The sequence below is a fragment of the Bordetella tumulicola genome, assembly GCF_965138755.1.
Lineage (GTDB): Bacteria > Pseudomonadota > Gammaproteobacteria > Burkholderiales > Burkholderiaceae_B > Bordetella_A > Bordetella_A tumulicola.
Genome location: NZ_CBCSFP010000003.1, coordinates 146,881 through 168,487 on the forward strand (window position 1 = coordinate 146,881; position 21,607 = coordinate 168,487).

The window sequence follows — 21,607 nt, forward strand, 5'->3', positions numbered from 1 at the left end:
AAGATACTGACCTATGTCCACGCCCAAACACGCTAAAGTTTTGATACTAGGATCCGGCCCGGCTGGTTACACCGCTGCCGTCTATGCCGCACGGGCTAATTTGGCCCCGGTTCTTGTTACGGGACTGGCCCAAGGCGGTCAATTAATGACCACTACCGATGTCGATAACTGGCCAGCAGATGCCGCGGGCGTACAGGGTCCCGACCTGATGCAGCGCTTTCAGCAGCACGCCGAGCGCTTTGATACCGAGATGATTTTTGACCATATCGCCAAGGTGGACTTGTCCCAGCGTCCCTTTACGCTGACGGGCGATACGGGCAATGCCTATACCTGCGATGCCCTCATCATCGCGACGGGCGCTTCGGCCAAATATCTGGGCCTGCCCTCCGAAGAAACCTTCATGGGCCGCGGCGTCTCCGGCTGCGCGACCTGCGATGGGTTTTTCTATCGCAACAAGGACGTCGTCGTCGTCGGCGGTGGCAATACTGCCGTCGAAGAGGCCCTGTATCTGTCCAATATCTGCCGCAAGGTCACGGTCATTCATCGCCGCGACAAATTCCGCGCCGAGCCTATTCTGGTCGACAAGATGATGGACAAGGTCGCCAACGGCAATATGGAGCTCAAGCTTTTCTATACCCTGGACGAGGTGCTGGGTGACGACAGTGGCGTGACAGGCGTACGCATTCGTCACACCGAGACCGGCGAAACCGAGGACCTGGAGGTCATGGGCGCATTCATCGCGATCGGCCACCAGCCCAACACCGGGATTTTCGAGGGACAACTCGACATGAAGGACGGCTACATCATCACCAAGAGCGGTCTGTCGGGCATGGCCACCATGACCTCGGTACCGGGTGTGTTTGCCGCCGGCGACGTCCAGGATCACGTCTATCGCCAAGCCATCACCAGCGCCGGCACGGGCTGCATGGCTGCGCTGGACTCACAGCGATGGCTGGAGAATGCAGAGTAACAAAAAGGGGCTGACTGACCTGAAACGCTTGCACCAAGTCGCACAACAAAACCGTGCGAGCACCGAGCAAGCCGCGCGGATCGCACAGCCGAAGGCCACAGCAAAGGCCACGGCCTCGACAGAGGCCGATGATCCCGCCGCGTTTCGCCGCGCGATGCTGGCCGTCACCCCCTTGAAACAAACCGGACGACGCGTGCCCGCGCCAGACAAAGCGCGGTCCGCCGCACAGCGCGGCCCCGTCGCATCGGGGCCCGCCTCCATCAGTCTCGCCGTCGCCATGCGTCGCGCCGCCGCCACGGGAGAAACCTCGACCCGCGCCGATGCCGGCGTCTCTGATGGCGGAGAAGTTGCGCATCTGCTTTCCGAGAGCGGCACGGCCTTTGTACGCGCCGACACCGCGCCCGATACCGCCCGCAATCTGCGCCGGGGCCAATGGCCGGCCGGCGCCGAACTGGATCTACACGGCCTGCGAGTCGAACAAGCCCGCCACGCTGTGCTGTCCTTTCTGGACGAATGCCTGGAGAACAGCATCCGGTGCGTACGCATCGTGCACGGCAAGGGCTACGGCTCGCAAGGCCTGGAGCCCGTACTCAAAGACAAGGTGCGCACCTGGCTGGTCCAGAAGTCCGAGGTCATGGCGTTCTCTCAAGCGCCCGAACGCGAAGGCGGAGCCGGCGCGTTGCTGGTTTTACTGCGCCAAACAGGAGTTCGAAACACGTGAAATGGGTCTACCTGGGGATTGCCATCGTCGCCGAAATCCTGGCCACGAGCGCGCTCAAGAGCGCCGAGGGTTTCACTCGCTGGCTGCCGTCAGTCATTACGGTGACGGGCTATGCCGTGTCTTTCTATTTCCTGTCGCTGACGCTGCGTGAAATACCGGTTGGCATCGCCTATGCCGTGTGGTCGGGCGTAGGCATTGTCTTGATTTCGTTGGTAGGCGCCCTGCTTTTTAAACAACATCTGGACGCCCCCGCGATTCTGGGTATCGTGCTGATCATCGCCGGCGTGGTGGTCATGAACGTCTTCTCGAAATCCATCAGCCACTGATTGAGGCACCATCAAGACAGTGTCGGTGGCTTGCCATCCGGTTCGCGCAAATACTGCACTAACTGGATCGTTGCACTGTCGGGTGGCGGGGTGAGCAATGACACCACGATGATGGTCAAAAACGCCGCAGGCGCGCCAAAGACGCCGGCTGCAATAGGTTGAATCCCCCACCACAGGTTCACCGCCTGTGCGCGGTCAATACCAAAAACCCACTCGCGCAACCAGGGGTGCGTGTGGGCCATATAGGTGAACGTCACCGCCAGGCCGACAAACATCCCTGAGGTTGCCCCCCATTTGTTCGCTCGACGCCAGAACAAGCCCATGACCAGCACCGGGAAAAAGGACGATGCCGCGAACGAGAATGCGGCAGACACCATAAACAAAATATCCGCGGGCTTGCGCGCCGCCACCCAGGCGGCGCCGAAGGCCACGACCAGCAGCAATATCTTTGACACCATCACCCGGCGCGCGGCCGACATCCGGGGCGATACGACCCGGTACCACATATCGTGCGACAGCGAGTTCGACAGCGTCAGCAACAGGCCATCGGCCGTCGACAGAGCGGCTGCCAGCCCGCCGGCGGCGACCAAACCCGAAATGACATAGGGCAAACCGCCGATCTCGGGCATCGCCAACACCACGACATCCGCTCCCATACTGATCTCGCCCAGTTGCACCTTGCCGTCACGATTTACGTCGACAAGATCAAACAAGTTGACGTCGACGGCGCTCCAGGCATGCACCCAACTCGGTAAAGCGGCAAAGTCCGATCCCACGACCTGCGTATACACCTCGTACTTGATCAGCAGCGCCAACGCCGGCGCCATGAAATACAGCAACAAAATAAACAGCAACGACCAACAGACAGAACGCCGTGCCTCCACCACCGACGAGGTCGTGTAAGAGCGCATCAAAATGTGCGGCATGCCAGCCGTCCCCAGCATCAGGCACAGCACCAACGCGAGGAAGTTGGTCCGCATATCCTGGCGAGCCTTGGGGTCTTTTGCAGGGAAGGCTTCGGCATGCGGCACCGGCGGTGAGCCGCGCGCTTCGTAAAGCGCGCGCGCCTGTGACCACGCCGCCCGAGCCTCTTCGACACTGGCGGGATACGTCTCGAGCTCGCGCTCCAGCGTCCGGATATCGATCATGGACGCCTCGGTCGCGCTCAACTGCGCCAGGCGACTGCGCAACCGGTCTTTTTCCTGCGCGAGCGATTGAGGCAGCGCCTGGAGTCGCTGGGTCATTTCATCCGCACGCGCTTTCCACAACTGCCTCACCTGCAACTCTGAGACATCCTTGCCCAATTGTGCTTCGCGCTCGGTGATCTCTTGCAACACGATGCCGGCCGAGAGTTGTGGCAACGGCATATCCGTGTGCTTGATCGACAACCACACGACCGGTACGAGATAAGCCACCACCAAAATGATGTACTGCCCGACCTGCGTCCAGGTCACTGCCCGCATGCCCCCCAGGAAAGAACACACCAGCATCCCACCGAGCGCCACGAAGATACCCAACTCGAACGAAATACCGGTCATCCGCGTCGTGATGATCCCCACGCCATAAATCTGCGCGACCAAATAGGTAAACGAGCACAACACCGCACATGCCACGCCAGCCAGGCGAGCCAGGTTGCCGCCATAGCGCGCGCCCATAAAATCAGGAATCGTGTATTGACCGAACTTGCGCAGATAGGGCGCCAGCAACAGGGCCACCAATACGTAGCCGCCGGTCCACCCCATGATGTAGGCGAGCCCTCCGTATCCGGTCAGATAAAGCGTACCGGCTACACCAATGAACGACGCGACCGACATCCAGTCAGCCGCCGTGGCCATGCCGTTATACACAGCGGGAACACGCCGGCCAGCCACGTAATATTCCACTTGGTCTGACGTGCGGCACACAATGCCAATGCCGGCATACAAGCTGACAGTCACCAGCAAGAAAGCGTAGCCGATCCAATCGCGCGGCATGCCTGCCACTTCAGCCAACGCCAGCAACACGATCAGCAAAACAAAACCTGCCGTGTAAAGCACATAGATACGGCGCAGCCGGATTTCAAACTCGCGGGGATTGCCACCGGAAAACGGCATTAATCACCCTGCTCGCCGTCTCGGCGAGCCCGTGCATCCGCGCGATTCATGACCCACGCATAGATCCCAATCAGCACCAAATAGCATAGCGGGGCACCGTACGCCGCCATCCAGAATGAGAACGGCCATCCGATAAATCCAAATGACAGATCGCGGGCGAAGAAAGCTGGAATAAAAGTCAGCGCGGCCCAACAAACGATGAGCGTGCCGATCAGGATTAGATTACGGTGCCAATAACGCCGCATGGCAGGGGGAGTGGTTACACGAGAATCCGGCATGTCTGGTTTTGTATTCGGTGCCGCGACTAGCCATTATGCAAGAAATTGACTTGCTCGGGCCGGATGCGACAACGGCTGACACCGAGGTGTCAGCCGTTGTGCGATTTGCTTTTATTTGGGTACTGCCAGGTTATTTATACCGGTGCCGCCGGTTGCCTCTTTTCGAGGCTATTTGTCTCCTCACCTGCATGACAAAGATTGTGCACCATGAATGGGATTGTCACACTAGGGGAATGCCCTAGGGTGGCGCAAAAACATCTGTTTGAATGCACCAAAATGGTGCTTTTGAAAACTAAAAAAAGCCACCCACATAGTGGGTGGCCCAAGAACAAGGTGCCCCGACTCCGCTCGGAAAAGGGCAACCCGTACCTATACTTAGAAGCGGTGACGCAAGCCGACGCCGACGGTCAGCATCTTGTTGCCGTCTACGAAAGCAGCAGCGTCTGCATACGAAGCAACCGAGTACAAGTTGGTGCGCTTGGACAGATCGTAGGTGTAACCCACGCTGTAGATGTCCATTGCTTCCAGATCCTTGTTGGGATCAGCACGTTGCCACGAAGCGAACACGTTGCTGGCGCCGCCGATAGGAGCGCTAACACCGACCAGGTACGAATTGATCTTCAGACCATCCCACGTGAAGGCGTCGTTGGTGCCGCCTTGGCCCTTAGCGGGGGTGTTGGGGTTGACGAGGCCGCCCATCAGGTCAAAGTCTTGACCCAGGAACACGCCGTCTTGAGTGCGACCATAAGCCAGCGAGAGCTTCAGGACTTCGAAGTCGTAGGCTGCGCCCAAGATGAATTGCTTGGGTTGCGGTTGGCTCGGATACAGGAACTGCTGGTCATACGTCAAAGCGACATTCAGCGGGCCGTTGTTGTAACGCACACCAGCGGTCACTGCACGGCTGTTATCGCCAGTTTCGAATTCGCCCGGACGGTCTACATCATCCACGTTGAACGAGTAACCGATACCGGCTTGGAAACCACCCCAGGACGGGGTTTGATACATCACCATGTTGTCGTAGCGAACCGTGTTAGCGGCGCTGAACGCAGAACCCATGGTGGAGTTCAAGTAGCTGAGCGAGAAGGGATCGATGCTCGAGAAGTACTTCGAAGCGATGTTGGTTTGGCGACCCAAGTCCAGACGGCCCCAGCTTTCGCTTTGCAGACCGATGGTGGCTTGACGACCAAACAGGCGATCACCTTGGCTGCTGTTACCGTTGCTGGCGCCGAAACCGCTTTCCAGCACGAACACAGCTTGCAGGCCATCACCCAGATCTTCGGTGCCACGCAGACCCCAGCGCGAACCGCTCTGGATGCCGTTGGTCATGCCGATACGAGATTGATAGTTGCCTTGGTACAAGGGGCGGTTGGCGTCATCAGTGCCAACTTTGCCACGTTGATAGGTGAGACCCACGTCAATCAAACCGTACAAGGTGACGGAGGTTTCCGCGACCGCGGTGCCACCGATGCCAGCGAGAATCGCGCCAGCTAGCAGAGTTTTTGTTAGTTTCATGTCCTCATCCCGATCAGTAGAGAGTAGTGAGAAAGCCGCTAGTCCCCACCCGCGGAGACTGCCAGAACCTATACATTAGGGAAAGCCTGTGTCAGCTCCAAATCCAGGAACAACACAATGAATCTAAATGTATCTTACAAAATACTCAAGTCTTTGATTTTTATACAAATCACTAATCGTTATAAATACATTGAGTTACTTAGTTCACATTCAATAATGGCTGATTTATTGCGTCTTAACAACAAATCAGGGGTAACCCTATTGCATATCGCACCCCAGCGGTAAACACCTATGGTGATGATTTTCGCCCCATTTCGCTGCAGATCCTCGCGAATAAGGGGCAGTTCGCTGCAATATGTCCGGGTAATAATATGCTACCTACATATTTTCAATCATGACTCGGCCGAACCCCGAACATGAAACCTGGGTCGCACCTTCGAGCAAGCGAGCGAAGTCATAAGTAACGTGTTTAGACAAGATCGACTTTTCCATGCTGGAGACAATCAGATCCGCGGCCTCGGTCCAGCCCATATGGCGCAACATCATCTCGGCCGACAAAATCTCAGAGCCCGGGTTGACGTAGTCTTTGCCTGCGTATTTGGGGGCCGTGCCATGCGTGGCTTCGAAAATAGCCACCGAATCGGACATGTTGGCACCCGGGGCAATACCCACTCCCCCGACTTGGGCGGCCAGCGCATCGGAGAAATAGTCTCCGTTCAGATTCAGCGTCGCGATGACGTCGCACTCGGTCGGACGCAGCAGGATCGTCTGCAAAAAGGCATCGGCGATTGAATCCTTGATCGTGATCTCGCGACCCGTTCTGGGATTTTTGACCTTGCACCACGGGCCGCCATCAATCAATTGCGCGCCGAATTCTTTTTGCGCCAACGCGTAACCCCAATCACGGAAGCCACCCTCGGTGAACTTCATGATGTTGCCCTTGTGGACCAGCGTGACCGACGAACGGTCATGGTCGATGGCATAACGAATGGCCTTGCTCACCAGGCGCTCGGTACCCTCGCGCGACACCGGTTTGATCCCGATCGCCGAGGTGTCCGGGAACCGGAGGTTTTTCACCCCCAGCCTGGTTTGCAAAAACTGGATGAGCTCTTTGGCTTGCTCGCTTTCTGCTGGATACTCAATCCCGGCATAGATGTCTTCGGAGTTTTCGCGGAAGATCACCACATTGGTCTTTGAAGGCTCGCGAACCGGCGACGGCACACCCTTGAAGTAACGTACGGGGCGCAGACAGACGTACAAGTCGAGTTGCTGACGCAATGTGACATTCAGCGAACGTATGCCCCCACCCACCGGCGTGGCCAATGGGCCCTTGATCGCGACCAAATAGTCTTTGACCGTCTCGAGCGTTTCCTCAGGAAGCCAGACGTCGTCTCCATAAATGCGAGTAGCCTTTTCGCCAGCGTAGATTTCCATCCAATGAATCTTGCGCTGGCCGTCATAGGCCTTCTGGACCGCAGCATCCACGACCTTGATCATCACGGGCGTAATATCAGCGCCCGCACCGTCGCCCTCGATAAAGGGAATAATGGGCTGGTCCGGCACGTTCAACGAAAAATCCGCGTTGGCCGTGATTTTCTGACCCTCGGCGGGAACCGTGATGTGTTGGTACGACATGAATACTCCTGTTGCTCCGGATACTTTTTGCACGCCCGCCGATAAGGTTGCGCTAGCTGCGTCAAACACACGGCGACCGGGTCAAAAGCGAATTCTTGCCAATTCTAGCCGCCATTGCGCAGCACGTGCCGGGGCGCGAACGTCACGAGCGCTAAAATAGCGTTCTATTTCAATATTTTTTCAAGTGTTTTCGCCTCATGTTCAACCCATCCCGGGACCAAGTCCGCGAGTTCTTTATCGAAACGTGGCGCAAGCACCGCGCCGCCGAGGTTCTAACCCCACTAGAGGTCATGGCGCTGGACTGGATCATTGAGCATCCCGAATATCACGGGGACCTCGAACACCCGGAGGCCATGACGGCGGAATATCCGGTCGAGAAAGGACGGACGAATCCGTTCCTGCACCTGTCGATGCACCTGGCCATTGCTGAACAGCTATCTATCGATCACCCACGGGGTATCCGCGCCGCATACCAAAGACTGGTCGCCCGCAGCGATGCACACCAAGCCGCCCACGACATCATGGATTGTCTGGGTCAGGTGGTCTGGGAATCCCAGCGGCTAGGCACGCCGCTGGATAGCGATACGTATATCGAGTTGATTCGCCAACGCGCTGAACGTTAACGCTAGGCGTTTTACGTTAAGCGCGTTGCCTTATTTGCGCACACCCAGATCGCTGGGCTGTGCAGCCAACCATGCCGCAACGTGCTCGATATCCTGATCCGAAAGCTGCGCGGCAAAGGCCCCCATGATGGGATTCTTGCGCACGTTTGCCGTGGCCGGCATACCGGCCGCCCCACGCTTGTAGGACTTTAGCGCCTGGATCAGGTAGTCCTCGTGCTGGCCAGCCAACACGGGGTAGGACGGATCGACAGAGGTCCTGGCATCTGCCCCATGACACGAAGCACAGTTGAATTTATCAAATACCGCCTTGCCGGCGGCCAGGTCTTGAGCCTGCGCCACGCCACCGACCGAAGCCAGAATGACGCCCGCCAGGGCCAACATATAGCGTTTCATCGTGTGCCCCCGCGTCATTTCAGATTGGCGTAGTAAGCAGCCAGATCAGCGATATCCTGATCGCTGAGGCTGCCGGCGATAGCGTCCATCGTGGGATGGCTCCGCGCGCCTTTTTTGTACTCATTGAGGGCGGCTACGATGTACTCGGCGTTTTGGCCTGCGATCATCGGCACATGATAAAGCTCGGGAAAACTGGCTTTGTAGCCAGGAATACCATGGCACCCAATGCACATGGAGATTTTATCTTTGGCATCCTCGACATTGCCGGTCGGTGCTGCGTCAGCAGCAGTTGCCTGACCCGCGCTCACACAGGACATCACTACAACCAGCGAGGACAGATAGGTTTTCAACTTCATTGGAATGGCTCTTTGTCAGGCTGAAAACTGTGCTCGGGATGAGCGACTGGGCCGCAGCCCAGCTACAAACCCGGTCGATTGTACGATAATTGTTGCCAAGCCATACCAACCCCGAGCGTGGATCCCCCTCGCCCCACTTTCGTCACCATTGCCCATGACTGCTATCCAGAACTCTGCCTCTCCCCGCTTCGAAGGAACCGACAGCTATGTCGCGACCGATGATCTCAAGCTGGCCGTCAATGCCGCACTCACGTTGCAACGCCCCTTGTTGATCAAGGGCGAACCGGGCACGGGCAAGACCATGCTGGCCGAAGAAGTCGCACAGGCGTTAGGGCGGCCGTTGCTGCAATGGCATATCAAATCCACGACCAAGGCGCACCAAGGCCTCTACGAATACGATGCCGTCTCGCGCTTGCGCGACTCGCAACTGGGTGACGAAAAAGTCCGCGACATTCGTAACTACATCATGCAAGGCACGCTCTGGCAGGCCTTCGACGCCCACGAACCCGTCGTGTTGCTGATTGATGAAATCGATAAAGCCGACATCGAGTTTCCCAATGACCTGTTGCGCGAACTCGATCGCATGGAGTTCCATGTCTACGAAACGCGCGAAACGGTTTCCGCGCGTCACCGGCCGCTGGTCATCATCACCTCCAACAACGAAAAAGACCTGCCTGACGCCTTCCTGCGCCGCTGCTTTTTCCACTACATTCGCTTCCCCGACCGCGAGACGATGCGCGACATCGTGGACGTGCATTTTCCCGATCTCAAACAGGACGTCCTGCGTGCCGCGCTGGATACGTTCTTTATGTTGCGCGAAGCGCCCGGGCTGAAGAAAAAACCCTCGACCTCCGAACTCCTTGACTGGCTGCGACTGCTGCTGGCCGAGGGCGCCACCGCGGAACAAATCGACGCCCATGCGGCAGCGTCGGTCCCGATGATGGCGGGCGCGTTGCTCAAGAACGAACAAGACGTCCAGTTGCTGGAGCGACTCGCGGCCATGACCCGCGGCAACGTCAGGCGCTGATATGCTGATCGATTTCTTCTACCATCTGCGCGCCCATAAGCTGCCCGTGTCGGTCAAGGAATACCTGACCTTGCTGGAGGCGCTGCAGCAACAGATCATGTCGCCCACCCTCGATGACTTCTATTTCCTGGCGCGCACCGCGCTTGTGAAAGACGAGTCGTTGTACGACCGCTACGATGCCGCCTTTGGCGCGTACTATCGCGGTATCGAGGCCGCCTTGCCCGCCGGCAAAGAGATCCCCATCGACTGGCTGATCAAGCAGTTCGAAAAAAGCCTGACGCCCGAACAAAAAGCCGCTATCGAGAAGCACGGTTTGGACAAGCTGATGGAGCTCTTTAAAGAGCGTCTCGAAGAACAAAAAGAGCGCCACGCGGGTGGCAGCAAATGGATCGGCACGGGTGGCACATCCCCCTTCGGCAATGGTGGCTATCATCCCGAAGGCATTCGCGTGGGTGGCGATTCGGCCGGCAATCGCACGGCAGTCAAGGTCTGGGACATGCGTCAGTTTCGCGACTACGACAATCAGATTGAGCTGGGCACGCGCAACTTCAAAGTGGCGCTAAGACGACTGCGACGCTTTGCGCGCGAAGGCGCTGAGCTCGAACTGGACTTGGATGACACGATCGCCAGCACCGCGCGCAATGCCGGCCATCTCGATTTGCGACTGGTGCCCGAGCGCCACAACACGGTCAAAGTATTGATGCTGCTGGATGTCGGCGGCAGCATGGACGATCACATTGCCCGTGTCGAAGAACTCTTTTCGGCGGCACGCACCGAATTCCGCAACCTCGAGGTCTATTATTTTCATAACTGCCCCTACGAAAGCTTGTGGCAGAGCAATAGCCGCCGAAACAGCGAGCGCTTTGATACCTGGGACGTGCTGCGCAAGTACAACCCCGACTGGCGTCTGATCATCGTGGGCGACGCAACCATGAGCCCCTACGAGATCCTGCAGCCCGGAGGCTCTGTCGAGCATTACAACAAAGAAGCCGGTGCCGTCTGGCTGCGCCGGCTGCTGGATGCCTGGCCCAAGGCCGCGTGGTTAAATCCCGAGCCCACCGCATCATGGCAATACCGTCAATCCATCGCCTTGCTGAACGACATCATGCAAAAGCGCATGTATCCAGTGACCGTGTCGGGCCTGGAACAGGCCATGCGCCAATTATCGAAGTAATGCGTCGGCGTGCCTGCCGGATGCTCGGGGCACGCCGCCTGTCACTTCAACCGTCGATGGGCGCGACGGGCGTATCCAGCAACAACTGATAAAACGCCAGATCCAGCCAACGGCCAAACTTGAATCCCGCATGACGGATGGTGCCGGCGTGCACAAAGCCCAATTTTTCATGTAAACGGATGCTGCCCGCGTTCGTCGCATCAATGCCGCCCACCAGCACATGCAGTTGAGCCTGATGTGCGCGATCGATCAAGAGACGCATCAGCGCCTCGCCAAGCCCGAGTCCGCGAAACCGGCCATCGACGTACACCGAATGCTCCACCGTGTATTTGTTGGCCGGATAGGCCCGGAATGCGCCATAACTGGCAAACCCCATGAGTTCGCCTGCCGCATTCTCGAGTCCCAGGACGGGAAAGCCACCCGCCGTTTTCGCCTGGAACCAGGCCTGCATCGTCTCCAGGGTACGCGGCTCGTAGTCATACAAGGCCGTGGAATGAAGGATGGCGTCGTTGAAAATCGTCAGGATGGCCGGGGCATGACGCGCGTGTGAGCAGTCCACCGCCACGGCGCCGCGGGGCAAAACTTGGGATCGATGATTTTCCATGTACAAATTGTAGCCAAACAGCCCGATACCTCTTGTGCCGCGGGAGCCAGCGCTGGCCGCAAGGCGAAGAAACATCGAGCCCACACCGACTCTGCCGCCGGCCATAGGAACCATCCATTGCGTATACACTCCAACGACTTTCGCCCGCTATATGGATACTTGCTATGCGTTTTTCGTTTCCGAAGTTGCCCGGCCGCCTGAACGCCCTGCTGATCACGTCGTTTCTGGCCTTTCAGGCCGGGGCAACGACCCTGCCGTCAGGGGCCTCAGAAGTCGCCTCGGTCGAGGGCATCACCGAATACCGCCTGTCTAATGGGCTTCGTGTCCTGCTGGCCCCGGATGCCTCTAAACCCACGACGACCGTCAATATGACGTATCTGGTCGGCTCGCGTCAGGAAAATTACGGTCAGACGGGGATGGCGCATTTGCTTGAGCACATGTTGTTCAAAGGCACGCCCACCATCCGAAATGCATTGGGCGAGTTTTCCCGGCGCGGACTGCAAGCCAACGGCTCGACCTCCACCGATCGCACCAATTACTTCGCCAGCTTTGCCTCTGACCCCGATACCCTGAAATGGTATCTGGGCTGGCAAGCGGATGCGATGATCAATTCCTTGATCGCCAAAGAGGATCTCGACTCTGAGATGACGGTCGTGCGAAACGAAATGGAGAGCGGCGAAAACAATCCATTTCGTGTGTTAATGCAGAAAATGCAGGCGGCCGCTTACCAGTGGCATAGCTACGGCAAAAGCACGATCGGCGCGCGCACCGATGTGGAAAACGTCGACGTCGGGCAATTGCGCGCGTTCTATCATCAATACTACCAACCGGACAACGCCGTTTTGATTGTGTCCGGCAAGTTCGACCCCCAGGCCACGCTCAATGCGATCAGCGACACGCTGGGCAAGCTCCCCAAACCGCAACGTACGCTGCCCCCCGAATACACCGTCGAGCCCGTTCAAGACGGTGAGCGTGCCGTGACCCTGCGACGCGCAGGCGGTACCCCCCTGGTCGCGGCCATGTACCACATCCCGGCTGCGGGCAGTCCAGACTACATTCCGTTCGATCTGGCCGCCACCATTCTGTCCGACACGCCCTCCGGCCGCCTGTACCACGCGCTAGTCCCGACCAAGCTGGCGGCGGGCGTATTTGGTTTCACCATGGATCAACATGATCCCGGTGTCGGAATGTTTGGGGCGCAGTTGCAACCGGGCATGGATCAAGACAAGGCCTTGAAAACCCTCACGACGACATTGGAGTCGCTGCGTGAAAAACCATTTACCCAGGCAGAACTGGACCGCGCCCGCAGCAAGTGGCTGACGTCATGGCAGCAACTCTATGCCGACCCGGAACAAATCGGCGTCGCGCTCTCCGAGGCCATTGCGGGGGGAGATTGGCGCTTGCTCTTTTTGATGCGTGACCAGGTACGACAGGCCAAGCTCGAAGATGTACAACGTATCGCCACCCAGTATTTGATCCCCAGCAACCGCACCGAAGGCCGCTATATCCCCACGGAAAAACCGCAACGAGCGCCCCTGTTGCAACGCCCGGACCTGACCGAAACGCTAAAGGACTACAAGGGAGATCCCAACTTTAAGCAGACCGATGCGTTTGACCCCTCGCCCGCCAATATCGATGCGCTGACCCAGCGCAGCAGCCTGGACCTGCCCAATGGGGCGGTACAGCTCGCACTGTTGCCCAAAGATACCCGGGGCGGTCGCGTACAGGCGGAGTTGCTGATTCACTTTGGCGATGCCGAGAGCCTGCGAGGCCAGCGTATCAACGCGGCCGCCGTTGCCGACCTGCTCGAGCGCGGCACGTCCACGCTATCGCGCCAGGAAATTCAAGATCGCTTCGATGCGATGCAGGCCGAGGTGTCCTTCAGTGGCGCCGACACTGATCTGACCGTGGCCATGTCCGCGGCAGGCGATCAATTACCCGCCCTGATCGGCCTGGTGCTGGACGTCGTACGCAATGCCAGCTTCCCGCAGGCTGAAGTCGAGGAATATCAGCGTCAAACTCTGACGTCGATTCGTAGTGCCATGACCGAGCCGACCAGCCTGGCCTCTCGCGCCCTGGCGCGGCAGAACAATCCATGGCCCGCTGACGACGTACGCTACGTACCGACGTTTGACGAGTCGCTGGCTCAAACTGAGCAAATCCAACGCGACGCGTTGGTAGCGTTCCACAAGCGCTTTTACGGCGCAGGCGCGATCAAGTTCTCGGCGGTGGGTGACTTTCAGGCGGATGCCGTCAAGCAGGCACTGACCACCGGGCTGAACGGATGGCAAAAAGCACCCGCCTATACCCGGCTCAGCAAGCCCTATCGGGATATCAAGGCGGAAAACTTCGATATAGAAACGCCCGACAAGGCGAATGCGTTCTATATTTCGCGCATGCCGCTCAAGATCCAGGATACGAACCCGGATTATCCGGCGCTTTATCTAGCGAATTTCCTGCTGGGCACCTCGGAAACCTCACGCCTGTGGAACCGGGTCCGCGAAACCGAGGGCCTGTCGTATAACGTGCGCAGCAACTTGTCGGTATCGTCGTACGAGCCCACGGCCAGCTGGACGGTCTATGCCATCTATGCCCCCGAAAACCGGGATCGGCTGGAGACCGCCATCACAGAGGAGCTCGCCCGAGCTGTCAAAGACGGCTTTACGTCCGAGGAAATCAAGGATGGCATTGCCGCACTGCTGAACTACCGCAAGCTTTCCCGGGCGCAGGACAGCGTATTGGCGTCGGCCTGGATCAGCTACCTGGACCGGGGCCGCACGTTTGAATGGTCGGCACAGATCGACGAGAAGATCGCCGCCCTGACGCCGGACGCTGTCAATGCCGCGCTGCGCAAGTACTTGCAGCCGTCGGCCTTCAGCACCGCGGTCGCCGGAGACTTTGCCAAGCACAAAAAGACGCCCTGACCCTCACGAGCAAAGGCCCCTTGTCATGTGATTGTGACAAGGGGCCTTTCCTTTTTTTGCGGCGAGGCCGCCCCAAGGGGCGGACAAGGCAGTCAGGATCAGCTAAAGAACTCTTTGACCCGATCAGTCCAGGACTTGCTTTGCGGCGAATGGCGTTCTCCGCCATCACTGAGCGACGCCTCGAACTGTCGCAGAATGTCTTTTTGTTCGTCGCTCAGTCGCACCGGCGTCTCGACGACCACATGGCAGTACAAATCGCCCGGATAGCTGGCACGCACACCGCGTATCCCCTTGCCACGCAGACGGAACGTCTTGCCCGACTGCGTGCCTTCCGGGATCGAGATTTCGGCCTTGCCGCCTAGTGTGGGCACTTGCAAGTCGCCCCCCAAGGCGGCCGTCGTAAACGGAATCGTCAGCTCGCAGTGCAGGTCGTCGTCGTCACGCTGGAAGATCTTGTGCTGCTTGATGTGAATTTCGACATACAGGTCGCCAGACGGTCCGCCATTCAAGCCGGGCTCGCCATTGCCGCTGGAGCGAATACGCATGCCGTCATCAATGCCGGCGGGAATCTTGACCTGCAGGGTTTTGTTGCGACGAATACGTCCCACGCCATCGCAAGCCGCGCATGGATCCGTGACCTCTTTGCCACTACCGTGACAAGTCGGGCAGGTCTGCTGCACGCTGAAGAAGCCCTGTTGCATACGCACGGCCCCCGCCCCGCCACATGTGTGGCAGGTCTTGGGCGAGGTGCCGGGCTTGGCGCCGCTGCCGTGGCAGGTGTCACAGTGCTCCCAACTGGGTACGCGGATTTCGGTATCAAAACCCTGGGCCGCCTGCTCGAGCGTGATCTCGAGGGCGTATTTGAGATCAGCGCCACGGTACACCTGTGGACCACCACCTCCGCCGCGACGGCCACCGGCCGCGCCGCCGAAAATCTCGCCGAAGATATCGCCAAAAGCGTCAGCGAAACCCCCGCCCATCCCAGCGCCGCCCATGCCCGCCGCGTTGGGATCAACCCCCGCGTGGCCATAGCGATCATAAGCGGCTCGCTTTTGCTCGTCGCCCAGGATTTCGTAGGCTTCCTTGATCTCTTTGAATTTCTCTTCGGCGTCTTTGCTGTCCGGATTGCGATCCGGATGGTATTTCATGGCCAGCTTGCGGTAGGCCTTTTTCAGCTCATCGTCCGTGGCGTTTTTTGCCACGCCGAGGGCTTCGTAGTAATCGCGTTTTGCCATATTGAATGGGCTCGAGAACGAGCTATAACCTTGGTGATACAGAACGAATTCGCCCGGTAACCGGGATTTCCGGGTACCGGGCGCACTCAGGCGTCATAGACGGCCGCTATTGCCCGACTTATTGATCGCGCTTGACTTCTTTGAAGTCAGCATCGACCACATTGTCATCGGCAGGCTTGCCGGCATCACCGCCCTCTTGTTGCTGGGCAGCCTGGGCTGCTTGCATATCGGCATACATTTTTTCGCCGAGCTTTTGCGAAGCCGTCGACAGGACTTCGACCTTGGCGTCGATCGCCGCCTTGTCGCCGTCCTTCAGCACGTCTTCGAGTTCCTTGATGGCAGTTTCGATGGCTTCTTTTTCGGAAGCCTCGAGCTTGTCACCATACTCGGTCAACGACTTGCGGGTGGCGTGCACCAGTGCATCGGCCTGGTTACGCGCCTGCGCCAGCTCGGCAACACGGTGATCTTCCTCGGCATTTGCCTCGGCATCCTGGACCATGCGCTGGATCTCGTCTTCGGACAAGCCCGAGTTGGCCTTGATGGTGATCTTGTTTTCCTTGCCGGTACCTTTGTCCTTGGCAGACACATGCAGAATGCCGTTAGCGTCGATGTCGAACGTGACCTCGATTTGCGGCAAACCACGTGGCGAGGGCGGAATACCCTCGAGGTTGAATTCGCCCAGGCTCTTGTTGCCCGCGGCGATTTCACGCTCGCCCTGGAATACCTTGATCGTCACGGCCGGCTGGTTGTCGTCGGCAGTCGAGAACGTCTGCGAGAAACGCGTCGGAATCGTGGTGTTCTTCTGGATCATCTTGGTCATCACGCCGCCCAGGGTTTCGATACCCAGCGACAGAGGCGTCACGTCCAGCAACAGCACGTCTTTGCGGTCGCCCGACAACACGGAACCCTGAATCGCGGCACCTGCGGCCACGGCTTCGTCCGGGTTGACGTCCTTGCGCGGATCTTTACCAAAGAACTCTTTGACCTTTTCCTGGACCTTTGGCATACGAGTCATGCCGCCGACCAGGATCACGTCGTCGATCTCGGATACCTTGATACCGGCGTCCTTGATGGCCACACGGCAGGGTTCGATAGTCCGATCGATCAACTCTTCGACCAGGGCTTCGAGCTTGGCGCGAGTGACCTTCAGGTTCAAGTGCTTGGGACCCGACGCATCGGCCGTGATGTACGGCAGGTTGATTTCGGTCTGCTGAGTGGACGACAGCTCGATCTTGGCCTTTTCGGCGGCTTCTTTCAGGCGCTGCAGGGCCAGGACGTCTTTGGACAGATCAACGCCTTGTTCTTTCTTGAACTCGGCGATGATGTAGTCGATGATGCGTTGGTCGAAGTCTTCGCCGCCCAGGAAGGTATCGCCGTTGGTCGACAATACTTCGAACTGCTTTTCGCCATCGACGTCGGCGATTTCGATGATGGAAACGTCAAACGTACCGCCACCCAGGTCATACACCACAATCTTGCGATCGCCCTTTTCGGACTTGTCCAGGCCAAACGCCAACGCGGCCGCGGTGGGCTCGTTGATGATGCGCTTGACTTCCAGGCCAGCGATGCGGCCGGCGTCTTTGGTGGCCTGGCGCTGGCTATCGTTGAAGTAGGCCGGCACCGTGATGACGGCTTCGGTGACTTCTTCGCCCAGATAGTCCTCGGCGGTTTTCTTCATCTTGCGCAGCACATCGGCCGACACTTGAGGAGGCGCGATTTTCTTGCCGCGTGCCTCGACCCAGGCGTCGCCGTTGTCAGCCTTGACGATCTTGTACGGCATCAGGTCGATGTCTTTTTGAACGGCCTTTTCGTCGAACTTGCGACCGATCAGACGCTTGACCGCATACAGGGTGTTGGTAGGATTGGTCACCGCTTGACGCTTGGCGGGTGCGCCGACCAGCGTTTCGCCATCATCCATATAGGCAATGATGGAGGGCGTCGTGCGGGCGCCCTCGGCGTTTTCGATGATTTTGACCTGGTTACCGTCCATGACAGCCACACAGCTGTTGGTCGTGCCCAAGTCGATGCCGATGATTTTGCTCATGGTTGGAATGCCTTGATATTGATTTGCAGATATAGAAATTAGAGAAAAAGATCTCGTCTCAACCTAACTGGGGTCGCCAATGGGGTTTTTCAAGACCCGTGTATGGATTGCTCATCCCGCGATTACGGCCCCTGCTGACGACGGATCGCGGCGACAAACTGGGGCAGCCCGGGCCACCCCGTGATGCGCCCAAGGCGCTTGCCGCCCCGGTACAACACAAAGGTCGGCACACCGTGCAGGCCAAAGCGCCGTCCCAGGGGCTCGTCCGCATAAACGTCAGCCTGAAACCAGGTCAATCCCAGATCCCGCAACGCCTGCTGATGCAGCAAAGCAGCTTGCTTGAATAAATTGCAATTGTAACAATCCTGACCCCACAGAAATACGCAGCGCAGGTCATCACCCGGCGCGTTGACCACTACCTGATCAAAATCGGTGGTCGCGACCGGCCGCATGGCGAATACCCGAAATACCTGGGCCGGATCGAAGGTGGTGGGGTCGGTCATCAGGATGATGCTCAGCCTGCCGACACAATGACCAGCGCGGGCCGCAGGGTGCGGTCGGCGATCACATAGCCCTTTTGCAGGGACTGCACAATGGTGTTGGCCGGCTGCTCGGACGGCACGGAGGAAATTGCCTGATGCAGGTGCGGGTCAAACTTGTCACCCTGGACCGGTGCGACCTCTTTGAGCGCGTTGCGCTCAAAGGCGCTGGTCAGTTGCTTCAGCGTCACGTCGACGCCCTCGCGCAACGCGTCGAGGGTTTGATCGGGCTGAGCCAATGCCGCTTCGAGACTGTCTTTGACAGGGACCAGGCTTTCGGCAAACGACTCAATGCCGAATTTGCGCGCTTTGGTCACATCATCCTGAGCACGGCGGCGGACGTTTTCCGCCTCGGCGTGGGTACGCAACAACTGGTCTTGCTGTCCGGTGACGGTGGCCTGGGCGGCCTCGAGCTCGGCGCGCAACGCAGCGATTTCTGCCTGCAGCGCTTCGATAGTGACGGGCGCGTAGGCGCCTTGATCTTCGGACTCGGGGGCTTGGTCGACAGGCTCTTGAGATGCCGTCATGAGGGTTCCTCCAAAAAAACAATAGCGTTGACCCCAAGAATGGGGGTCAACCCGACGTTTTCAAGAGGCCATGCGACAAATAGGGCTACTTTTTTCCGGGCTGGACCGGTGCGGGCGGGTCGCTGGCAGGAAAGCTTTCTTCCAGCGCCTCGTCGAGAGCGTCTTCACACTCATCCGACGAGATGGAACCCGGTGTCACGGCGGGGGGATCACTCGCCGGAAAGGTGTCTTCGAGGGCTTTGTCGAGCTCGCCATCGGCCGCATTCTCCGCGGGACGGTTCACCTGCGACTCAGACGACGCGCCGGTTCCTGGCTTCACGGATGTGTTCATGCTCAATCTCCTGAAAATTTTCATTCAGTCACGAGCCTGACGCCAAATCACGCCTAGGCACTCACCTTCATGCCCAGTGTACGACCATTCTCCGTATTCGAGATCCAGCCTTGCAGGTGAGTGCCGACCAGATCCGTTAACGCGTCGATCCAGGCCGGATCATCATTGAGCGCCGGGATATACCGGAATTGGCGTCCGCCTGCCGACAGGAAAGCATCGCGGCATTCCTTGCTGATCTCTTCCAGGGTCTCCAGGCAATCTGCGACAAACCCGGGACACACGACGTCCACCTCGGTCACCCCTTGAGCCGCCAAGGTTTTCAGTGTCGGCTCGGTATAGGGCTCCAACCAACGGGCCGTGCCAAAACGGCTCTGGAACGTGACCTCGACCTGCTCCGGCCCCAAACCCAGACGTTCGCGCAGCAGGCGCGCGGTCTCCAGGCACTCGCGGTAGTAGGGGTCGCCCAGTTCGATCGAGTAGCGAGGCAACCCATGAAAACTCATCACCAGCTTTTGCGGGCGGCCATTTGTCTGCCAATAATCGGCAACCTGACCGGCCAGGGCATCCAGATAGCCCGGCTCGTCATAAAAACGTTTGACAAAGCGTAGCTCGGGCTGATCGCGGAGTCTGGCGGCATGCGCGGCCACGGCGTCGACGACCGTCGCGGTGGTACTGGCCGCATATTGCGGATACAGCGGCACCGTCAACATACGCTGACACCCTTGCTGCCGCAAGCGCGTCATGGCCTGCTTGATCGATGGCTCGCCGTAGCGCATCGCCAGTTCAACCTGGACGGCCATGCCACGCGCCTGCAGCGCACGTTGCACTCCCTCGGCCTGACGACGGCTATACACCATCAAGGGTGAGCCTTCGTCCATCCAGATTTCGGCGTAGCGGGGCTGCAAACGCTGCGGCCGCCGCGCGAGCACCAAGCCGTGCAGGATCGGCATCCACAAATAGCGGGGGATCTCGATGACGCGCGGATCAGACAAAAACTCGGCCAAGTAACGACGAATATCGCGTGGCGCAGGGCTCGCTGGCGTTCCCAGATTGACGAGTATGACCCCGACAGGGCCTACCTCCCGGGGCGGCGGATTTTCGTCCAGGGGGTCTGCCTGAGTGGGTTCAGGCAGATAGCGCTCGGGCCATAAATACTTAAACAAGCGCAAAAACACGTCAAGACCTCTCTAGGCGCCTTCCTGCGAAGAGGATGGCCCGGCTACAAATCTAGTGGTTGTGGCTGAACGCGTTCGATAGCAAACGCGCGGTGATATCAACAATCGGGATGACGCGCTCGTAGGCCATGCGCGTGGGACCGATGACTCCCAACGTGCCAATCACCCTGCCGTCTACGCCATAGGGAGCAGTAATAACCGACACTTCTTCCATCGGCAGCAACTGCGAATCGCCGCCGATATAGATTTGCACCCCTTGCGCACGACTGGAAGTATCCAGCAGTTGCAACAGGTCGGTTTTCTGCTCGAACAGGGAGAACATCTTGCGCAAGCGATCCATGTCCGAGGCGATGTCGGTCACGTCGAGCAGCTTGCGTTCACCCGAAATAATCATGTCATCGCCGTCTTCGGCGGCCTCGGTCCCGGCGTCCACCGCCGCCTGCATCAGGCGTGAGATATCGTCGCGCAACTGTGCCAACTCGGTCGCAAGAGTGCGGCGCACTTCATTGAACGACTTGCCCGCGAAATGCACGTTGAAGAAATTGCCAGCCTCAATCAACTCGGCTTCGGCGTAGTCGCGCTGAACGGTCAGGATGCGGTTCTGGACGTCGCCGTCCGGCGTCACAATGATGAGCAACACGCGCCGATCCGACAGACGGATGAACTCAATCTGGCGAAACACCTGGGCGCGCTTAGGCGTCAAGACCACGCCAGCAAATTGCGTCAGGTTGGACAAGAGCGCCGCCGCCGCGCTGACGGCCCGAGAGGGCTCGGTCGCCGTCAACGGCGTTTCACCAAAATGCGGTGACTGAAGCTCATAGGGCTGTACGGCCAGCAGCGAGTCGACAAACATGCGATAGCCGCGCGGCGTCGGCACACGCCCAGCCGAGGTATGCGGGCTATGAATCAGGCCCAGGTCCTCGAGATCGGCCATGACATTGCGTATCGTGGCGGGAGAAAGATCAAAGATTTTGGATAGCGTACGCGACCCTACCGGTTGCCCATCGGCAATGTGGCGTTCTATCAGGGCTTTAAGTAATGCGCGGGCACGGTCATCCATGTGGGCTATTGTATGGAAACTTTCAGAAATGGGTGATTTTTGTCCAACAGTTGGGTAGGC

21 protein-coding genes are annotated in these 21,607 nt (G+C 58.6%); 7 read left to right on the plus strand and 14 right to left on the minus strand.

Annotation, left to right across the window (positions count from 1 at the left end; translation table 11 throughout):
- Window positions 1-13: 13 nt before the first annotated feature.
- Genes trxB through ACNAZS_RS10930 form a run of 3 tightly spaced genes read left to right on the plus strand, consistent with a single transcriptional unit; the run spans window position 14 to window position 2,017 of the window.
- Window positions 14-970, plus strand: a complete 957-nt coding sequence (gene trxB, locus ACNAZS_RS10920; RefSeq protein ID WP_415789156.1) for a thioredoxin-disulfide reductase — start codon at window positions 14-16, stop codon at window positions 968-970.
- Window positions 960-1,691 carry a Smr/MutS family protein gene (locus ACNAZS_RS10925; protein WP_415789158.1) on the plus strand — a complete coding sequence of 244 codons (732 nt, stop codon included), beginning with the start codon at window positions 960-962 and terminating at the stop codon, window positions 1,689-1,691. The genes trxB and ACNAZS_RS10925 overlap by 11 nt, the downstream gene beginning before the upstream one ends.
- Window positions 1,688-2,017, plus strand: a complete 330-nt coding sequence (locus tag ACNAZS_RS10930) for a DMT family transporter (protein ID WP_415789160.1) — start codon at window positions 1,688-1,690, stop codon at window positions 2,015-2,017. Before ACNAZS_RS10925 ends, ACNAZS_RS10930 begins: the two co-directional genes overlap by 4 nt.
- An 11-nt stretch (window positions 2,018-2,028) precedes the next feature.
- Here the strand turns inward: ACNAZS_RS10930 and ACNAZS_RS10935 are convergent, their stop codons facing one another.
- The 4 genes from ACNAZS_RS10935 to icd all read right to left on the minus strand — a co-directional run bounded on the left by ACNAZS_RS10935 (window position 2,029) and on the right by icd (window position 7,535).
- Window positions 2,029-4,110 carry a sodium:solute symporter family protein gene (locus ACNAZS_RS10935; RefSeq protein ID WP_415789162.1) on the minus strand — a complete coding sequence of 694 codons (2,082 nt, stop codon included), beginning with the start codon at window positions 4,108-4,110 and terminating at the stop codon, window positions 2,029-2,031.
- A complete protein-coding gene (locus tag ACNAZS_RS10940; protein WP_415789164.1) occupies window positions 4,110-4,388 on the minus strand; it encodes a DUF4212 domain-containing protein in 279 nt (92 codons plus the stop codon). The genes ACNAZS_RS10935 and ACNAZS_RS10940 overlap by 1 nt, the downstream gene beginning before the upstream one ends.
- Before the next feature lie 375 nt (window positions 4,389-4,763).
- A complete protein-coding gene (locus tag ACNAZS_RS10945; RefSeq protein WP_415789166.1) occupies window positions 4,764-5,900 on the minus strand; it encodes a porin in 1,137 nt (378 codons plus the stop codon).
- Window positions 5,901-6,278: 378 nt separating this feature from the next.
- Window positions 6,279-7,535: an NADP-dependent isocitrate dehydrogenase gene (gene icd, locus ACNAZS_RS10950; protein WP_415789168.1), complete on the minus strand. Its 1,257-nt coding sequence runs from the start codon at window positions 7,533-7,535 to the stop codon at window positions 6,279-6,281.
- Between the two features lie 197 nt (window positions 7,536-7,732).
- Here icd and ACNAZS_RS10955 point away from each other — a divergent pair, with 197 nt between their 5' ends.
- Window positions 7,733-8,158 carry a DUF1841 family protein gene (locus ACNAZS_RS10955; protein ID WP_415789170.1) on the plus strand — a complete coding sequence of 142 codons (426 nt, stop codon included), beginning with the start codon at window positions 7,733-7,735 and terminating at the stop codon, window positions 8,156-8,158.
- Window positions 8,159-8,188: 30 nt separating this feature from the next.
- Here the strand turns inward: ACNAZS_RS10955 and ACNAZS_RS10960 are convergent, their stop codons facing one another.
- Together ACNAZS_RS10960 and ACNAZS_RS10965 are read right to left on the minus strand one after the other, a co-directional pair.
- Window positions 8,189-8,551, minus strand: coding sequence for a c-type cytochrome (locus ACNAZS_RS10960; RefSeq protein WP_415789172.1), 363 nt, complete (start codon window positions 8,549-8,551; stop codon window positions 8,189-8,191).
- 14 nt (window positions 8,552-8,565) lie between these two features.
- Window positions 8,566-8,907, minus strand: coding sequence for a c-type cytochrome (locus ACNAZS_RS10965; protein ID WP_415789174.1), 342 nt, complete (start codon window positions 8,905-8,907; stop codon window positions 8,566-8,568).
- A gap of 154 nt (window positions 8,908-9,061) precedes the next feature.
- Here ACNAZS_RS10965 and ACNAZS_RS10970 point away from each other — a divergent pair, with 154 nt between their 5' ends.
- Window positions 9,062-9,934, plus strand: a complete 873-nt coding sequence (locus ACNAZS_RS10970; protein WP_415789176.1) for an AAA family ATPase — start codon at window positions 9,062-9,064, stop codon at window positions 9,932-9,934.
- A 1-nt stretch (window position 9,935) separates the two neighbouring features.
- Window positions 9,936-11,108: a vWA domain-containing protein gene (locus ACNAZS_RS10975; RefSeq protein ID WP_415789178.1), complete on the plus strand. Its 1,173-nt coding sequence runs from the start codon at window positions 9,936-9,938 to the stop codon at window positions 11,106-11,108.
- 46 nt (window positions 11,109-11,154) lie between these two features.
- Here ACNAZS_RS10975 and ACNAZS_RS10980 read toward each other — a convergent pair whose 3' ends face one another.
- Complete coding sequence (locus ACNAZS_RS10980; RefSeq protein WP_415789640.1) at window positions 11,155-11,712, minus strand: GNAT family N-acetyltransferase; 558 nt, start codon at window positions 11,710-11,712, stop codon at window positions 11,155-11,157.
- A gap of 164 nt (window positions 11,713-11,876) precedes the next feature.
- Between ACNAZS_RS10980 and ACNAZS_RS10985 the strand changes: the two genes are divergently transcribed.
- The gene (locus ACNAZS_RS10985; protein ID WP_415789180.1) at window positions 11,877-14,636 is read left to right on the plus strand and encodes a M16 family metallopeptidase; all 2,760 of its coding nucleotides are present in this window, start codon (window positions 11,877-11,879) and stop codon (window positions 14,634-14,636) included.
- A gap of 98 nt (window positions 14,637-14,734) precedes the next feature.
- Here ACNAZS_RS10985 and dnaJ read toward each other — a convergent pair whose 3' ends face one another.
- From dnaJ to hrcA, 7 genes are all read right to left on the minus strand, one after another.
- Entirely contained in the window at window positions 14,735-15,871 is a 1,137-nt protein-coding gene (dnaJ, locus tag ACNAZS_RS10990) for a molecular chaperone DnaJ (RefSeq protein ID WP_415789182.1), read from the minus strand.
- A 118-nt stretch (window positions 15,872-15,989) separates the two neighbouring features.
- A complete protein-coding gene (gene dnaK, locus ACNAZS_RS10995; RefSeq protein ID WP_415789642.1) occupies window positions 15,990-17,948 on the minus strand; it encodes a molecular chaperone DnaK in 1,959 nt (652 codons plus the stop codon).
- An 89-nt stretch (window positions 17,949-18,037) separates the two neighbouring features.
- Complete coding sequence (locus tag ACNAZS_RS11000; protein ID WP_415789184.1) at window positions 18,038-18,418, minus strand: thioredoxin family protein; 381 nt, start codon at window positions 18,416-18,418, stop codon at window positions 18,038-18,040.
- Window positions 18,419-18,429: 11 nt separating this feature from the next.
- On the minus strand, window positions 18,430-18,981 hold the full coding sequence (gene grpE, locus ACNAZS_RS11005) for a nucleotide exchange factor GrpE (protein WP_415789186.1): 552 nt from the start codon (window positions 18,979-18,981) through the stop codon (window positions 18,430-18,432).
- Window positions 18,982-19,066: 85 nt separating this feature from the next.
- On the minus strand, window positions 19,067-19,312 hold the full coding sequence (locus ACNAZS_RS11010) for a hypothetical protein (RefSeq protein ID WP_415789188.1): 246 nt from the start codon (window positions 19,310-19,312) through the stop codon (window positions 19,067-19,069).
- A 53-nt stretch (window positions 19,313-19,365) separates the two neighbouring features.
- Window positions 19,366-20,487, minus strand: coding sequence for a ferrochelatase (gene hemH / locus ACNAZS_RS11015; RefSeq protein ID WP_415789190.1), 1,122 nt, complete (start codon window positions 20,485-20,487; stop codon window positions 19,366-19,368).
- A 52-nt stretch (window positions 20,488-20,539) separates the two neighbouring features.
- Window positions 20,540-21,547: a heat-inducible transcriptional repressor HrcA gene (gene hrcA / locus ACNAZS_RS11020; RefSeq protein WP_415789192.1), complete on the minus strand. Its 1,008-nt coding sequence runs from the start codon at window positions 21,545-21,547 to the stop codon at window positions 20,540-20,542.
- Between the last annotated feature and the right edge of the window lie 60 nt (window positions 21,548-21,607).

Excerpts from the sequence above, each read along its gene's own strand:
- trxB (WP_415789156.1), top strand. The coding sequence starts at position 14 with ATGTCCACGCCCAAACACGCTAAAGTTTTGATACTAGGATCCGGCCCG.
- ACNAZS_RS10925 (WP_415789158.1), top strand. The coding sequence starts at position 960 with ATGCAGAGTAACAAAAAGGGGCTGACTGACCTGAAACGCTTGCACCAA.
- ACNAZS_RS10935 (WP_415789162.1), bottom strand. The coding sequence starts at position 4,110 with ATGCCGTTTTCCGGTGGCAATCCCCGCGAGTTTGAAATCCGGCTGCGC.
- ACNAZS_RS10940 (WP_415789164.1), bottom strand. The coding sequence starts at position 4,388 with ATGCCGGATTCTCGTGTAACCACTCCCCCTGCCATGCGGCGTTATTGG.
- ACNAZS_RS10945 (WP_415789166.1), bottom strand. The coding sequence starts at position 5,900 with ATGAAACTAACAAAAACTCTGCTAGCTGGCGCGATTCTCGCTGGCATC.
- icd (WP_415789168.1), bottom strand. The coding sequence starts at position 7,535 with ATGTCGTACCAACACATCACGGTTCCCGCCGAGGGTCAGAAAATCACG.
- ACNAZS_RS10955 (WP_415789170.1), top strand. The coding sequence starts at position 7,733 with ATGTTCAACCCATCCCGGGACCAAGTCCGCGAGTTCTTTATCGAAACG.
- ACNAZS_RS10960 (WP_415789172.1), bottom strand. The coding sequence starts at position 8,551 with ATGAAACGCTATATGTTGGCCCTGGCGGGCGTCATTCTGGCTTCGGTC.
- ACNAZS_RS10965 (WP_415789174.1), bottom strand. The coding sequence starts at position 8,907 with ATGAAGTTGAAAACCTATCTGTCCTCGCTGGTTGTAGTGATGTCCTGT.
- ACNAZS_RS10970 (WP_415789176.1), top strand. The coding sequence starts at position 9,062 with ATGACTGCTATCCAGAACTCTGCCTCTCCCCGCTTCGAAGGAACCGAC.
- ACNAZS_RS10975 (WP_415789178.1), top strand. The coding sequence starts at position 9,936 with ATGCTGATCGATTTCTTCTACCATCTGCGCGCCCATAAGCTGCCCGTG.
- ACNAZS_RS10980 (WP_415789640.1), bottom strand. The coding sequence starts at position 11,712 with ATGGAAAATCATCGATCCCAAGTTTTGCCCCGCGGCGCCGTGGCGGTG.
- ACNAZS_RS10985 (WP_415789180.1), top strand. The coding sequence starts at position 11,877 with ATGCGTTTTTCGTTTCCGAAGTTGCCCGGCCGCCTGAACGCCCTGCTG.
- dnaJ (WP_415789182.1), bottom strand. The coding sequence starts at position 15,871 with ATGGCAAAACGCGATTACTACGAAGCCCTCGGCGTGGCAAAAAACGCC.
- ACNAZS_RS11000 (WP_415789184.1), bottom strand. The coding sequence starts at position 18,418 with ATGACCGACCCCACCACCTTCGATCCGGCCCAGGTATTTCGGGTATTC.
- grpE (WP_415789186.1), bottom strand. The coding sequence starts at position 18,981 with ATGACGGCATCTCAAGAGCCTGTCGACCAAGCCCCCGAGTCCGAAGAT.
- ACNAZS_RS11010 (WP_415789188.1), bottom strand. The coding sequence starts at position 19,312 with ATGAACACATCCGTGAAGCCAGGAACCGGCGCGTCGTCTGAGTCGCAG.
- hrcA (WP_415789192.1), bottom strand. The coding sequence starts at position 21,547 with ATGGATGACCGTGCCCGCGCATTACTTAAAGCCCTGATAGAACGCCAC.